14 protein-coding genes are annotated in these 14889 nt (G+C 59.4%); 11 read left to right on the top strand and 3 right to left on the bottom strand.

Annotated elements, in window-relative coordinates:
* Window positions 1–44: 44 nt before the first annotated feature.
* From ACT8II_RS02445 to rlmH, 7 genes are all read left to right on the top strand, one after another.
* Complete coding sequence (locus ACT8II_RS02445; RefSeq protein WP_118654241.1) at window positions 45–809, top strand: ChbG/HpnK family deacetylase; 765 nt, start codon at window positions 45–47, stop codon at window positions 807–809.
* Between the two features lie 129 nt (window positions 810–938).
* Window positions 939–1784: a patatin-like phospholipase family protein gene (locus ACT8II_RS02440; RefSeq protein WP_443812925.1), complete on the top strand. Its 846-nt coding sequence runs from the start codon at window positions 939–941 to the stop codon at window positions 1782–1784.
* Between the two features lie 471 nt (window positions 1785–2255).
* Window positions 2256–3197: a hypothetical protein gene (locus tag ACT8II_RS02435; protein ID WP_443812924.1), complete on the top strand. Its 942-nt coding sequence runs from the start codon at window positions 2256–2258 to the stop codon at window positions 3195–3197.
* Window positions 3198–3245: 48 nt separating this feature from the next.
* Entirely contained in the window at window positions 3246–3791 is a 546-nt protein-coding gene (locus ACT8II_RS02430) for an ABC transporter transmembrane domain-containing protein (protein ID WP_366465288.1), read from the top strand.
* Window positions 3788–4162, top strand: a complete 375-nt coding sequence (locus tag ACT8II_RS02425; RefSeq protein WP_443812923.1) for a YbaN family protein — start codon at window positions 3788–3790, stop codon at window positions 4160–4162. Before ACT8II_RS02430 ends, ACT8II_RS02425 begins: the two co-directional genes overlap by 4 nt.
* A gap of 276 nt (window positions 4163–4438) precedes the next feature.
* On the top strand, window positions 4439–5995 hold the full coding sequence (locus ACT8II_RS02420; RefSeq protein WP_443812939.1) for an aminotransferase class I/II-fold pyridoxal phosphate-dependent enzyme: 1557 nt from the start codon (window positions 4439–4441) through the stop codon (window positions 5993–5995).
* 82 nt (window positions 5996–6077) lie between these two features.
* Complete coding sequence (gene rlmH, locus ACT8II_RS02415; protein ID WP_443812922.1) at window positions 6078–6548, top strand: 23S rRNA (pseudouridine(1915)-N(3))-methyltransferase RlmH; 471 nt, start codon at window positions 6078–6080, stop codon at window positions 6546–6548.
* A gap of 246 nt (window positions 6549–6794) precedes the next feature.
* Here rlmH and ACT8II_RS02410 read toward each other — a convergent pair whose 3' ends face one another.
* Window positions 6795–7355 carry a ferritin family protein gene (locus tag ACT8II_RS02410; protein WP_040360524.1) on the bottom strand — a complete coding sequence of 187 codons (561 nt, stop codon included), beginning with the start codon at window positions 7353–7355 and terminating at the stop codon, window positions 6795–6797.
* 628 nt (window positions 7356–7983) lie between these two features.
* Here ACT8II_RS02410 and ACT8II_RS02405 point away from each other — a divergent pair.
* The gene (locus ACT8II_RS02405; protein ID WP_233546235.1) at window positions 7984–8961 is read left to right on the top strand and encodes an endonuclease domain-containing protein; all 978 of its coding nucleotides are present in this window, start codon (window positions 7984–7986) and stop codon (window positions 8959–8961) included.
* A 137-nt stretch (window positions 8962–9098) separates the two neighbouring features.
* On the opposite strand, the gene ACT8II_RS02400 is transcribed toward ACT8II_RS02405, so the two are convergent.
* Entirely contained in the window at window positions 9099–9629 is a 531-nt protein-coding gene (locus tag ACT8II_RS02400; RefSeq protein WP_443812921.1) for a cysteine hydrolase family protein, read from the bottom strand.
* 172 nt (window positions 9630–9801) lie between these two features.
* Between ACT8II_RS02400 and ACT8II_RS02395 the strand changes: the two genes are divergently transcribed.
* Window positions 9802–12375: a Sau3AI family type II restriction endonuclease gene (locus ACT8II_RS02395; protein ID WP_302741096.1), complete on the top strand. Its 2574-nt coding sequence runs from the start codon at window positions 9802–9804 to the stop codon at window positions 12373–12375.
* On the top strand, window positions 12312–12470 hold the full coding sequence (locus ACT8II_RS02390; protein ID WP_366921401.1) for a hypothetical protein: 159 nt from the start codon (window positions 12312–12314) through the stop codon (window positions 12468–12470). The genes ACT8II_RS02395 and ACT8II_RS02390 overlap by 64 nt, the downstream gene beginning before the upstream one ends.
* Before the next feature lie 27 nt (window positions 12471–12497).
* Here ACT8II_RS02390 and ACT8II_RS02385 read toward each other — a convergent pair whose 3' ends face one another.
* Window positions 12498–14213, bottom strand: coding sequence for a DUF262 domain-containing protein (locus ACT8II_RS02385; protein WP_158574852.1), 1716 nt, complete (start codon window positions 14211–14213; stop codon window positions 12498–12500).
* A 154-nt stretch (window positions 14214–14367) separates the two neighbouring features.
* Between ACT8II_RS02385 and ACT8II_RS02380 the strand changes: the two genes are divergently transcribed.
* Window positions 14368–14694 (top strand): HIRAN domain-containing protein, encoded by a 327-nt coding sequence (locus tag ACT8II_RS02380; protein WP_118654294.1) that lies wholly within the window; start codon window positions 14368–14370, stop codon window positions 14692–14694.
* The last annotated feature ends 195 nt before the right edge of the window (window positions 14695–14889 follow it).

Genomic DNA, 14889 nt, shown 5'->3' with positions numbered 1-14889 from the left:
GTTATGAACGGCGGCCTTCCGCGTGTTATGGAAAGGAGTATGCAGTGAAGCAGCTTTTGATTCGCGCCGATGACGTGGGGTATTCGCGCGCCGTCGACCTGGGCATCGAGCGCAGCGTCCGCGAGGGCCTGGTGCGCTCGGTCGGCGTGATGCCGAACATGCCCGAGGCCGCGCACGGGTGGTCGCTCATCGCCGACTGCGATATCGCCGTCGGGCAGCACACCAACGTGTGCCTGGGCGCGCCATGCGCCGACCCCGCGCTCATCCCGAGCCTTTTGCAGGGCAACGGCGAGTTCAAGAGCAGTCGCGAGTACCGCGCCTGCTACAAGGAGGGCGTCGATTTCGTCGACTTCGACGAGGCGGTCATCGAGATCGAGGCGCAGCTCGCGCGGTTTGTCCAGATCGTCGGCCGCGAGCCGGAGTACTTCGAGGCGCACGCCGTGCTCTCCAAGAACCTCAACGAGGCCATCGGGCACGTGGCGCGCGAGCACGGCTATACGTACCAGGTGCCCTCGTTTGACCCGTCCGCCGTGGTGCAGTGCGGGGGCACTCCGGTGCGGATGGTCATGCGCTCGCAAGCTCCGGGCTACGACCCTGCCGCCGCGATCCGCGAGACGGTCGAGGAGATGCGCGACGGCGAGACGGTCGTGTTCGTGTGCCACCCAGGCTACCTCGACCACTACATCCTCACGCATTCGTCGCTCACCGAGGACCGTACCAAGGAGGTCGATGCCCTGCTCGACCCCGACCTGCGCGCTTGGCTGGAGGGCCGGGGCGATCTCGAGCTCATCGATTATCGCGACCTGTAGGGTTTCCTGCTGGGAAAGCGGGCCCAGTCGGAGGGGCGGGCGCAGTTCAAACGCGCTCGCCCCCTTTTTCGCGATGGGCGTAGAATTGCCTGTCGAAAGAGGCGTGATACGAGGAGGGGCGAGGCGCAGATGACGGCGGGATTGGTACTTGAGGGCGGCGGCATGCGTGACCTGTACACGGCGGGCGTCCTCGATGTGTTCATGGAGCATGGGATCGAGTTCGACCATGCGGTGGGCGTGTCAGCCGGTGCCGCGTTCGGCGTGAACATCAAGTCGCGTCAGGCCGGCCGCGCCATTCGCTACAACAAGCGCTTCTGTGCCGATCCGCGTTACGCCAGCATACGCAACCTGCTGCGCACGGGTGACCTGTACAGCGTCGATTTCGCGTATCGCACGGTTCCTCTCGAGCTGGATCCGTTCGATGTCGAGGCACTGCAGGCGAACCCGATGCGCTTCACGGTGGTGTGCACCGATATCGTGACGGGGAAGGCCATCTACCATGACATCGAGCGCGGTGACGAGGAGGATCTTGATTGGATCCGCGCCTCCGCGTCCGTGCCCATGCTGGCAAATCCCGTCCGCCTCGACGGGCACATCCTGCTCGACGGTGGCATCGCGAACTCCATCCCCGCGATGTGGATGGTTCGCCACGGATACGACCGCAACGTGGCGATCCTCACGCAGCCGGCAGGTTTTCGCAAGGAGCCCAACGGCCTCATGCCCATCCTGCGCCTGACCTTGCGCAAGTACCCTAGGCTCATTGAGCTGCTGGCCAACCGGCACGAACGCTACAATGCACAACTCGATGACGTTGCTCGTCTTGAAGCGGAGGGGCGTCTGCTCGTCATCCGCCCGAGTGAGTCGGTAAAGGCGCCCATCTCGGTCAAAGACCCCGAGGTTCTTGAGCGCGTCTACCAGGTGGGTAGGCGCGACGGAGAGGCGCGGGTTGCGGATGTCGAGCGCTATCTGGCGTGAGGTGTGCGCGGGCGTGATGACGACCCCGAGTGCCGACGCTGGCATGAGGCGTGCACGGGCGAGATGGCGAGCCCGAACACCTGGCGTTGCCGCAGGGCATGCATGGCCTGCGACGGTGAACCCGAACGCTGAAGTTCCGCGCGTGTGATGTCGAAATTGAAGCGCTACTATCGTGATTTTCTCGACATTACACGCGCGGTGCCGTTTCGGAGCGTCGGCGCCATCGCGGAGGGGGGCAGTGCTTGTTCACAAACGGAGCGAATGCGGAACCTGTGTGTCACGAAATGTGCACGCGGGAATCAAGGCTGCGGCGCGTACACTGGTTTACGGCGGCATTCGAGGCTCAGATGGAGCGTGCCGCATGAGACGCCGGAAGGCGTGGAGATGGTGCCAGACATTTTTGAAAGACGTGAGTGGCGCCGGGGCGATCAGCCCCCGATAGCGCGCCTGCGGGCGCAGAAGGAGGACGACATGTCCGAGAACATCGAGAACGAGAACGAGATCATGGACGAAGCCACTGTGGCCGTCGAGGCCACCGAGGCTGCCGAGGTCGAGGAGGCCGCCGACGACGTGGCCGAGACCGCTGCCGAGTCCGAGGACGCCGACGCCGAGGAGGCCGCCGAGGAGCTCTCCCTCGACGACCAGCTGTTCGACAAGGTGCAGAAGGCTGCTCGCCTGCTGCGCAACCGTAAGTTCGCCATGGGCCGTGAGGCTGAGGCCGACGCCGCCCGCGCCAGCGAACTGATGCGCGCCCTCAAGCTCCTTGAGCTCAAGCCCCGGATGGAGCAGAAGGAGATGTCCGACCTGCTGGGCATGCGTCTGCGTGAGCTCGACGGCATCCTGCGCGAGGCCGAGGAGGCCGGTGCTGTGACCCGCGTCATGCCCGAGGAAGAGGACATGCGCGCCATCCTCGTCTCCGCTAACGAGAACGCCGAGGAAATCGCCGCTTCTCTGGGCGGCAAGCGCAAGAAGCTCATCCCCCAGCTTTCTCAGCTTGACGCTGAGGATATCGTGGCCCTCATGGACAAGCTCATTGACCCGCTCACCGAGATGGGCCTGGATAACGACGACCGCAACTCCCGTGGCGGTTTTGGTGCTCGCGGTGGCGACCGTGGTCCGCGCAAGGACTTCGGCGGCCGCGGCGGTGACCGTGGCGGTCGCGGTGGCTTCGGCGGCCGTGGCGGCGATCGCGGTCCTCGCAAGGACTTTGGCGATCGCGGTCCTCGTCGCGATTTCGGCGACCGCGGCGACCGTGGTGGTCGCGGCGGCTTCGGCGACCGTGACCGCAAGTTCAGCGATCGCAACACGCGCGGCGGGTATGGCGACCGCGGTGGCCGCGGCGGCTACGGCTCTCGTGACGACCGTGGTGGCCGTGGCAACTACGGCGACCGTCGCGGTGGTAGCCGCTACTAATCGTCCCGGCCCGTATTGCCGCACGTTTGACGGCAGAGTGGGCACAGCGTGAGATGCTTGCATGAAGACGCTCCGATCCGATTCTTCGGGTCGGAGCGTTTTTCATATCGACAGGGCCCCCGGGTGCCGTGCAGAGGTATAAGCGCGACGCATTGTTCGCTCGGAGCATCACTGCTCGCCGTGTGTTCCTCGCGCGCCGTCAAGCGCACGCTGCGCACCCAACTCTACGAGAAGCTCCTGCGCCTTGGGGCGACGTACCGGCAGACCGCGGCGACCTTCGAGGTCGTGCAAGTCGCCGTTGAAGGCGTGGAGCAGCTCGAGACTTATTTCGCGGCGTACCTACTCCAGCTGTTCTACGCGATGCTCGCTCCACCCACGCTTTTCGCGGTCCTTTCCACCGTGAGCCTGCGCGCGGCACTTGTCCTACTCGTGTGCGTGCCGCTTATCCCCGTGTCGATTGCCGCGGTGCAGACGTGGGCGAAAAAACTGTTGAGCAGGTATTGGGGCCAGTACACCGAGCTGGGCGACACGTTTCTGGAGAACAAGGCGGGCTGGCACCACCATCTGCCCAATGCCGGGGAGGATGCCCAATGAACTTGAGACGATGCGCGTATGCGACGTGTGGGTGCCCTGCTCTGGCTCTGGGCGCCGTCGGCGCTGTGATTCCCCTGTTGCCGGTGTTTCCATTTCTACTGTTGGCGGCGTTTTGCTTCGCTCGGGCTTCGGAATGCCTCAACCAGTGGTTTTTGGGGACCAAGCTGTACAAGGAGAATCTTGAGGGCTACGTGTCGGATCAAGGCATGACGCGCGCGGCAAAGGTGCGCATCATGGCGGTGGTGACGGTGCTGATGTCGATTGGCTTTGCCCTGATGCATCAGGTGCCCGTCGGGCGCATCATTCTCGTGTGCGTTTGGGTGTTCCACCTCGCCTATTTCACGCTCGGCGTGAAGGAGCGCCGCGCATAGGGCAGCGCTTCATCCGGAGTGGGTGCGCGCCCTGTTGGATTGTCGGGCTGCGCGGGCGCCGCGCCTTGCGCCCCGCGTGGCACCGATGCCGTGCGGGGCGTTGCTTTCGTTTAAATTGAACTAATTGAACTTAAAATTGAACTCATATGGTAAACTCCCAGAAATTGAACTATTGGTTCCATTGACTTGTTGGGAGTGCCGATGGTTGAGAAGAAGCGCATGCCTGTCGATTCGCCTGCCACGGCGGAATCGTTCGCGCAGCACTTGCGTGAGGGCATGGACCGTCGAGGGCTCAAGCAGGCCGACTTGATTCGGATGGCGAGCCAGCGAGGGGCCAAGCTCGGAAAAAGCCAAGTGAGCCAGTACGCGAGCGGCAAAACCTTGCCGCGCCGCGCGGTTGTGCAGCTGCTATCCGATATCTTGGAAATTGAACCTAGTTTCCTGATGGGGGAGAGTGCACCCTCCGCGTGCACGACCTCCGATCCCCCCGGGCGAGCCGAGGCGCGGCCTGCCGCCGCCCCCGAGCCCCGCATCCACATGAGCCGCCTCGACAAGAACACCGACTCCGTCGACTCGGCCAGCTCGCACCCCGAAGGGATTATCATGTCCGACGCCATCCGCACCTTCAGCAAGTCTTCCAAGCTCGACAACGTTCTCTATGATGTCCGCGGCCCCGTGGTCGACGAGGCCGCGCGCCTCGAATCCGAGGGCGCTCACATTCTCAAACTCAACATTGGCAACCCTGCACCGTTTGGCTTTCGCACTCCTGTCGAGGTCATCCAGGATATGCGCGAACAGCTTCCCGACTGCGAGGGCTACTCCGACAGTCGCGGTTTGTTCTCCGCACGCAAGGCGATTATGCAGTACGCGCAGCTCAAGGGCCTGCCGAACGTGAGCATGGACGGCATTTACACGGGCAATGGCGTGTCCGAGCTCATCAACCTGTGCATGCAGGCCCTGCTCGACACCGGCGACGAGATCCTCATCCCCGCGCCCGACTATCCGCTGTGGACCGCCTGCGCCACGCTCGCGGGCGGCACGCCGGTCCATTATCTCTGCGACGAGCAGGCAGACTGGAACCCCGACCTCGCCGACATGGAGTCCAAGATCACGCCGCGTACCAAGGCGCTCGTCATCATCAACCCCAACAACCCCACGGGTGCGGTCTATTCCAAGGACGTCCTCGAGGGGATCGTCGAGATTGCACGCAGGCACCAGCTCATGATCTTTGCGGACGAGATCTACGACCGCCTGTGCATGGACGAGGCCGAGCACATCTCCATTGCGAGCCTGGCGCCCGACCTGTTCTGCGTCACCTTCTCCGGTCTTTCCAAGAGCCATATGATCGCGGGCTACCGCATCGGCTGGATGATCGTGTCGGGCAACAAGCGCCTGGGCAGCGACTTCATGCTCGGCGTGAACATGCTCTCTAACATGCGCCTGTGTTCCAATGTGCCGGCGCAGTCCATCGTGCAAACCGCGCTGGGCGGGCACCAGTCTGTCAAGGTTTACGTGGCGCCCGGCGGCCGCGTGTACGAGCAGCGCAACTACGTGTACGAGGCGCTGAACGCGATCGACGGCATTACGGCGGTCAAGCCCAAGGCGGCGTTCTACATCTTCCCGAAGATGGACGTGAAGAAGTTCAACATTCACGACGACGAGCAGTTCGCCCTCGACCTGCTGCACCAGAAGGGCATTCTCATCACCCGCGGCGGCGGCTTCAACTGGCCCGAGCCTGACCACTTCCGTATCGTGTATCTGCCGCGCATGGGTGTGCTGCGCGAGGCGATGGAAGATCTGGCTGAGTTCTTCGAGACCTATCGTCAAGCGTAGGGGCGCCAGCCACAGGGTGCGCGCCGATTCGTGTGGCCCCAGTGGCGCGAGTCGCGCCATGGCGTTTATCGAGGAGGATTCAGTGAAGATCACCGTGGTCGCAGTGGGCAAGCTCAAGGAGCGATTCTGGGCGGACGCCTGCGCGGAGTACGTAAAGCGCCTGGGTGCGTATGCGACCGTCAAGATGGTCGAGGTCGCGGATCGCGACCCGGCGAAGTCCGGCGGCGAGGAGGCGGGCCGAGAGCTCGAGGGCAAGGGCATCCTGGCAGCGATCCCCGAGCGCTCACATGTGGTGCTGCTCGATATCGGGGGCAAGGAGCATTCGAGCGAGGAGATCGCGGCGCATCTGGACGACCTCATGCTGCGCGGGGAAAGCTCGATCACGTTCGTGATTGGCGGGTCGTGCGGGGTCTCGCCCGAGGTGCGCGCCCGCGCCGACGAGCGGCTCTCGTTCGGGCGTATCACGTTGCCGCATAACCTCGCGCGTGTGGTGTTGCTTGAGCAGGTGTACCGTGCCTTCAAGATCATGCGCGGCGAGCCCTATCACAAGTAGCTTGCTTCTGATGCGCGCCGCTCGCAAGCGGAGCGAGGCTACCTTCGCGGGCGTGGAGTAAAAAACCGGGCTGTGATAGATGGCGTCCATATTCGGGTACGCCCTATATGCTGCGCCGTGACAGCGCCAGCGTTCAAACGTTTCATATAGACGGCGACATGTGGTGTCATGTTGGTTGAAAAAACGCCGACCTCAGGAGGCCGGCGTTTTTTCGTTTGTGTAAGCTAGGGGACTTGCGACTAAGACTTAGCCGAAGTAGCGCTGGAGCAGGCCGGCGAAGGCCTTGCCGTGACGGGCCTCGTCGCGAGCCATCTCGTGCACGGTGTCGTGGATGGCGTCCAGGCCGGCGGCCTTGGCGCGCTTGGCCAGATCGAACTTGCCGGCGGTGGCGCCGTTCTCGGCCTCAACGCGCATCTCGAGGTTCTTCTTGGTGGAGGTGGTCACGACCTCGCCCAGGAGCTCGGCGAACTTGGAAGCGTGCTCGGCCTCCTCGTAAGCGGCCTTCTCCCAGTACAGGCCGATCTCCGGGTAGCCCTCGCGGTGGGCAACGCGGGCCATGGCCAGGTACATACCGACCTCAGAGCACTCGCCCTCGAAGTTGGCGCGCAGGTCGGCGATGATGTCCTCGGAGACGCCCTCCTCGTGAGCAACGCCCACGATGTGCTCGGCGGCCCAGGTCATCTTGCCCTCCTCGACCTTGGTGAAGCGGTCGCCGGAGACGCCGCACTGGGGGCACTTGAAATCGGCGGGCAGCTCCTCGCCGTCGAACTCCTCAACGTAACCGCAAACGGGGCAAACGAACTTCATGTTTGTTCTCCTTTGAACACAGGCGATTGCGCGGGCGAACCGGTGGGTGGCTCGCGCTCGGACAACTGCATTATGGCACAGTTCCAGAATCATATGGGCCTAAAACGGAAACATATTAGGATTCATTCTTAAATAGTTCACAAATGAGCGAACGTGCAGTTCAAGGCCTTAGGGAGATGGTCATGTAATGGCGATCGGCGTGTTAACGGGGCAGATGGGGCGTTCAAGTGTCCGTCCGAACAGGCCAAGAGCTGATTGGACCCCTGCTTTTGTCTGGACGCTCAGGGAGGGGTGGCGGCGGGTGGTTCTGCGGCGGCAACGTGGCACGCGAAAAAGCGCTCAAGCCCTCAAAAGGGGGTCACAATATATCCGTTTTCGGAAAAGTGGTCAAAATACCCTGATTGTGCGCTGAAAGCGGGGCCAAAACGCTCGTGCATATTTTCTGGCGCGGGACAATCCTGGGGTTTTGTCGATGGCGGCTGGAGGCAATGGGTGCCAGGGCGCGTGGTCGGCGGAATCAGTTTGCCCAATCCTGGGCAAACGCAACTGCGTCACTGATTGCTCAGCGCACAATCAGGGTATTTTGACCACACTGAGCAAAACGTATCGGGCCGAGGGGGCGACGGTCATGAGCGTATGCATTTTTGGAGAGTCAGCGCTCGAATTTATGCGATCGAGCGGACGATTGGCGCCGGAGTTTTTGGATAGACCACGCACGCAAAAACTGGATGGCTGCGGCATATCGCCAAAAGCTATGTTTGCGGACGACATGGGGCGTTTGGGTGTGAAAACGCGTCCCGTGCACATCCTGGTGTCCAAAGAGTCGGGCGCCCGCAGCCGCGACGACATCGTGTGCCACCGCAGCGCGGCGGAGTTGCCACCTCGTTCGCTTATTTACGTGAATAGGGATGTTTTAGTGACGAGCCCGGCTCTGACATTTCTGCATCTTGCAACAGTGGACCTGCACAAGAAGCGGCAGCGCACCGTCGAGGAGCTGGCGATGATCGGCCTCGAGCTGTGCGGAACCTACCTCCTCGATGATTCATGGGATGGTCTTACCAACACGGCGAAGCCCCTGACTTCCGTCGAACAGATCGCCCGTGTGCTGGATGCGATGCCCGGAGCGCCGGGGATCGTCCGGGCCCGCGAGGCGCTTGAGCTGGTCGGTGACGGCTCCAACTCGCCCATGGAATCCGTTCTTTGCGCATTGCTTACCTGGCCGCGGCGACTCGGTGGTTATGCCCTCGGGCCTGTCTCGCTCAACCATCGCGTCTCAACCGCCGACGGGGACCGCTATGTGGACGTTGCATTCCCCGGTCATAAGGTCGGTCTCGAGTACAAGGGCCGCAAGTTCCACACGATCGAGCAGGTCGAGCGCGACGACCGCAGGCAGAACAAGCTGGTTGGCTCGGGCTGGACCATATTGAACGTCTGGTACGAGGACATTGTCGAAGAGCATCTGTACAACCAGCTCGTCGTGGACGTTGCACGTGCGATGGGCATTCGGCTGAGAATCCGCAGCAGCGGTTTCGATGCGCGTCGCAACGTGCTGCGCATGCAGCTCATCCCAGCATTCAAATGGTACGCTGCAGCGTTGGCACGGTAGCTGGCCAAAAAACAAGAACGCCGCCAATCGCAAGGTCGCGAGAGACGGCGCGGGGTGAGTCCCGTGCGTGGGTATGGGGTCTGTCTCAGGCGGGTCATCGGGGCGAAAGGCCGCCGCAAAACGAGGCCCGAGCCCGGTTACAGGATTTGCACCTGACAGCTCGCCATGGTGGTGATCGCGGCGTCGTGCGCGGCGGGGGTGACGCCGGCGCTCAGGGCGGGGTTCACGCTGAGCGGGACCTCGGGCAGGTGCGCCTTGATGGTGAGGGCGTTGCTGACCACGCAGATGTCGGTGCACAGGCCGCAGAGTTCGATGGAGTCGATGGGCTCGGCGTCGTTTTGCGCGACGAGCCAGCGGGCAAGGTCGAGCGATCCGAACGAGGGCTTTTCGAACACGGGAGCGCTGCGGTGGGTGCGAACCGTCTCGAGGGCGGGTGCGAGCTCCCAGCCGGTCGTGCCGGCGATGCAGTGGGGAATGGGCAGGTTGCGACCCTCTTGTGTGGTTGCGTAGTCGCTGCCGTGGGTGTCTTTGGTGAAAACGACCGTGCCGCTGAAGCTGCTGGCGCGTTGGGCGACCGCCTCGACGATGGCCTGCGCCTCGCGCGTGCCCAGGGCGCCGTCGATGAAGTCATTTTGCATGTCGATGACGACAAGGTAGGAGTTGGACATGGCGAGGGCTCCTTTGGTGTGGGAATTGCGTTGATCAATATTGTATAGGCGATGCGAAGGGAATACGGGCAAGCATTGGTTCCCGCCAATCCGACTGCACCTACTTTGAGGAACGTCTGTTCGATCGGTACAATACAGAGATCGAACAGGCGTTCCTAATAAGGTGGAAATCGTGGACGCAACCCTGGAATATGACAGCTCTTCAATTGAGTCAATCCTTGCGTATGCCAAGCGTCTTGAAGGCCATACGCTCAGGGAGGAATGCCCGGGACTGGAGCGAGTCGAGGACCCACATAAAAGAAGGGGGTCGTTCGGCAACGCGGTTGAAAAGTACTACTTCCATTATGAAATCAATAGCGACCCTGATGCGGATTTTGCCGAAGTTGGAACTGAGTTGAAAACGACTCCGCTCAAACAATTGAAAGACGGGCGACTTTCGGCTAAAGAGCGTCTGGTAATTAGCATGATCAATTATATGAGCGTTGTTGATGAGACTTGGGAGACGAGCTCGCTTCAGAAGAAGCTACACCAGATCTTGCTCATTGCGTACCAATATGACAAAGAGCTCAATCCCGTTGATTATCTCGTCAAGCTTGTGGAGCTCTGGGGGATTCCGGATGAAGATATCCCGACGTTCAAAAGGGATTGGGATATCGTCGTGCGGAAGATTCGCCGAGGCAGGGCTCATGAGCTGTCCGGTTCGGACACCTTGTATCTGGAGGCAGCGACCAAAGCGGCGAATGCCGCGAAGCGAACGGAGCAACCGTATTCGGATGTCCCCGCCAAGCCGAGGGCTTGGGCAATAAAGCCTTCGTATATGACAGTCGCGCTCAACGGCATGCTAGAAGCACAGGCAATTCGCAGGGACAGTGGAAGTTCGGGGCTCGATTTGCTTGCGTTGGTGAGGCGTAGATTCGAGCCATATATAGGCTTGTCGGAAAACGAATTGGCGAGCGTGTGTGGATATGGGTGGCAGGGAAATAGGAAGCCCAAGAACCTTTGCGCGCTTATAACGAAGCACATCCTGGGTGTCGACGAGGATTCTCGCATCGCGGAGTTTGAGAAAGCGGGCGTGAAGCCAAAGACGATGAGGATCAAGTGCAACGGAATGCCCAAGGAGTCGATTTCATTTCCGACGTTCGATTACTGCGACCTTGCGATATGTGAGTTCAATTCCAGTGACTTTAGGCGTTACTTGGCTCAGAAGTATCTCTTCGTTGTATATCGGGAGGACGCGGCCGATAAAGGTACGTTTAGATTGGCTGAGCTGCTCTTTTGGCAGATGCCCGACATGGACCTGCTGGAAGCGCGTCGCTGTTATGAGGAAATGCAGCGGCGGGTGAGATCCGGTCATGCGGACCAGTCGGTCAAATCAACGGAAAATCGGTGTTGCCATGTAAGGCCGCATGGCAGAAACAAAGCAGATGTGCTTCCGACGCCTTATGGATCGTTCGAGACGAAGAAGTGCTTTTGGCTGAACGCGCGTTATATCGCATCCGAGATCGATAGAGTAAGGCGGGATTTGCGCGCTCCGACTGATGAAGCGCTTGAAGAGAGGCTAGGACACAGCGGAATGACTGGAAACGTGATACGAGTTGCGGAATTGTTCGCGGGGGTTGGCGGTTTTCGCCTGGGTCTTGAGGGCTATAGCAATGAGGATCATCCGGAGTTTGAGATGCCCGCTGCCGGGCCGTTCGTGACGGTTTGGGCGAATCAGTGGGAGCCCCAGGGCTCTCCTGCCAGGCAGTTTGCTGCGCGTTGTTATGAAGAGCGATTCGGCTACGGTTCCGTGGTCAACGAAGACATACATGCGGTTTTGGGCGCTTATGAAGTGGGAGAGATCGATATTCCCGATGTGGATATGGTTGTCGGCGGATTCCCCTGTCAAGATTACTCCGTGGCAAAGCCCCTGTCACAGGCAAACGGTATTGAGGGCAAGAAGGGTGTTCTATGGTGGGACATCTATCGGTTCCTGCGTTTGAAGCAGCCCAAGTACTGTCTGTTCGAAAATGTTGATCGCCTGCTCAAGAGTCCCGCGTCGCAACGCGGTCGCGACTTCGCAATTATTCTGTCTTGCTTGGCTTCGCTTGGATATTCCGCGGAATGGCGTGTGGTGAATGGAGCGGATTACGGGTTCCCGCAGAAGCGCCGCAGAGTGTATATCTACGCAGAGCGGACGGAAGACGCTTGGGATCTGAAGGAACGACTCCGCGCGGGTGTTATGGCGGATGCGCTTCCGGCGCGATGCGTTGCGACGGAAGCGACGATTCCGATTTATGACGATCCTTTTGAGAACACGGAGCGCTTCGGCGTGGGGCTTAAGACATCCCCGTTTCAAAATGCGGGAGTCATGCAGGGCTGTACAGTTATGACCGCAAAAGTCGAGGCAGCGTATGAAGGGCCGAGCAAGACGCTGGGCGACGTTCTCGTTTCCGATTCTGAGGTGCCGGAAGAATTTTTCGTCGACGAGGCGAAGCTTGCCAAATGGCGCTATTTCAAGGGTGGGAAGAACGAGCCACGCGTCAACAAAAAGACGGGCTTTACGTATCGGTATTCTGAGGGCGCCATGGCTTTTCCCGACCCCGTTGACGCGCCTGCCCGAACCATCCTTACCAGTGAGGGGGGGGGTCGGCTTCTCGAAGCAAACATATTGTCGCGACGGCGGACGGCAGGTATCGCCGTTTGGTCCCAGATGAGCTCGATCAGCTTCAGGGCTTCCCGAGAGGCTGGACGGACACCGGCATGACTGATGTCAACCGTGCGTTCTGCATGGGAAACGCCCTCATCGTGGGCATACCGCATTTAATCGGCAAGGCGATTGTCAACAGGATGAATAATTGACGCCATGCCAGCGCGTTGTGCCCAGCTTTATATGAGCAGGATTCTGACTGTGTCATCTGCGATAAGCTTTGCGCGTCTTTTAATGATGCTGTTGGCGAGCTCGCGATTGCCAGATGCAATAGCCCCGATTGCATCCTCTAAGTCTTGCTCAGAGAAATAGAAAGACTCCGTGATGAGCTTTGTGTAGCGCTCATCGGTATTGACCTCATAAAGGGTTTTGGCTTTCTTTCGGTTGTTGAGCCCTTTGGGCAGGAACATGCAGTTACCTATGGAATTGCCAAATAGCGCCTGCCTAGTTTTCTCGTCCGCCGCTTCGAAGTATTTTTTCGCAATGATGTGCTCGAGCTCGAAGCTCTCTCCATTTGGAACTGTTTTCGCCAAGTAGGTTAAATTGGCATGAATAGTGATGATCGCCTTGGTCTCCCCATTGAACCGAATTCCCGCCGTGTTGGATGAAAGCCATTGGTCGAAAGCGGATTCGAGTTCGCGTTGGTCAACGGGGGTAAGGTAGTCGCGTTTTTTATAGCTTGGCTGATACTCGAGGAGGCGCTGGTCGCCGGCGGAGCTCCAGACTCCCGTAAGGGCGTCGAGCAGGTAATGGCCCTTAATGTTCCTAAGGGTGTGACGATACTCAGGTGAGTCAGGATCCAGGTACCAAAGCGCGGCAAAATAAGACAGGGTTTTGAAATTGGTCGAAAGTGCCCGGGCGTATTCGTCACTTTTGTTGGCCTTGACGACCTTCAACATTTTTGAAAACACGTCTTGCAGATTGCTGCAGATGCGCTCGGTCTTTTCCAGGATGATCTGGAGATTGGATTGGATAAAGTCGGAGTAGTCGAGTAGCTTTCCCAATTTTCGATTATCGAGATCGACGGCGACGCCCAGAAGGCCGAATCCGAGTTCAGCAATCTTATTGTCGGTTTGAGGGGCGAGTGAATTCAGGTGCTCCTGCATGTACATTCCAAGAGCGATGGCGAGGTCGGAGAGGGTGATTATTCTAGTCGCGGTCAATGCATCTTCAGAAAAGTCATCGAGTTCAAAAGCTGCTCCCTTTCCCATGGATGTGTAGTACTTCTTTACATTTTCCAAAATGTCGTTTTGAAGTTCGGATGTAGAGAGTTTGATTTGCGTGTGTATCCAAGCGGCACTGAATACCTGGTATTTCGATAATTTAACGCCACCTTGATTCAGACGAGAGAAGACCTCTGCGATAAGGCTCTTGTCACCGATGAACTTGATTGCGGGTATGAGGAGGCTGGAGAAATCGACATAATTGGATAGCTCCTGCTCGATTCTTCCAAATTCCGCACGCACGGTTTTCCGGCTCGCCTTGTCATCGATATCGTCAAGCCAATCATCGAGAGAACGCCTGTCTTGATGAAGGAGGTTATCAAATTCTGACTCGCTGAGTTGGGCACCGTCCGGAAGGGAGCTGTTGATTGAGAGAAGTGCACTTCCATAAATCTCTGGGTTCAGTGGTTTCCAAAACTTAAGACGGTCGCGGTTGAATTCGATGATGGTTGATAGTCTCTGCTGGCCGTCTATGATGAGGAGGTTGGCATCCGGCTCTTGGCTTTCGGGATAGACCAACACCGACCCGAAGGGCAGTCCCTCATGAAGAGTATTGATAAACTGCTCTTTTTTGCTTCTTGGCCACACGAGCTTACGCTGGAATCTTGGCAACTTAATTCGTTCCAGATCGATGGCGGGAATGTTGATGATTTCGTATTGGACGGTGTGCATGGGATGCCTCCTTCGACTGGCTGCATGATCTATCAATGCGCTGCTCGGCGTCAAGTTGGGTAGATCGTCATTTTGTCTGCACGGGGTCGTACCTTTAAGCCGTAGAAAAAGCCGCGTAAACGGAGCGCGGTGCAGGGCTTGAAGGGAGTCCACCATGTACGAGCCGTCACGCAATCTGTTCACGTTCAATATCGCCGGATTCCAGCACCACGACGGTGCGCTTGTCCTCAACGAGCTCAAAGCGGGCGACACGCTCGACCTCGAGCCGGAGCGCGATAACCCGCACGACGCTGACGCCATCGCCGTCAAGTTCCACGGCACCATGCTCGGTTACATCCCAGCTGATTTGGTGGGGCCGCTCTCGACCATGTTCTTCTACGGTCACGAGGACGTCTTCGAGTGCCGCGTGCTCCAGGTCGCGCCCGAACGCAGTCCGTGGCATCAGGTCCGCGCCGCCGTGTTCGTGACCGACTCGCGGTAAGTTAACCCAGCGTACAGCCTGACGTTGCGGTTCCCGGTGCGCAGTCCGCCGCCGCTCCGGTCCCCGCTGGCAGACTTCCCAGAGGATGCCAGATGGCGTGAAGGTCGTTCTCGTTGTCGTGTCCAAAGCGGATTGCCGCAAATCGAGCGTTTTTGTAACGAAGAAATTGCATGGCCGGATAGAGGGAAAAAGTAA

The sequence above is a fragment of the Collinsella sp. genome (genome assembly GCF_052346665.1).
In the GTDB taxonomy this organism is placed as follows: Bacteria; Actinomycetota; Coriobacteriia; order Coriobacteriales; family Coriobacteriaceae; genus Collinsella.
Note: the sequence above shows the minus strand (reverse complement) of the source record. Positions and strands in the feature narration are given on the sequence as shown.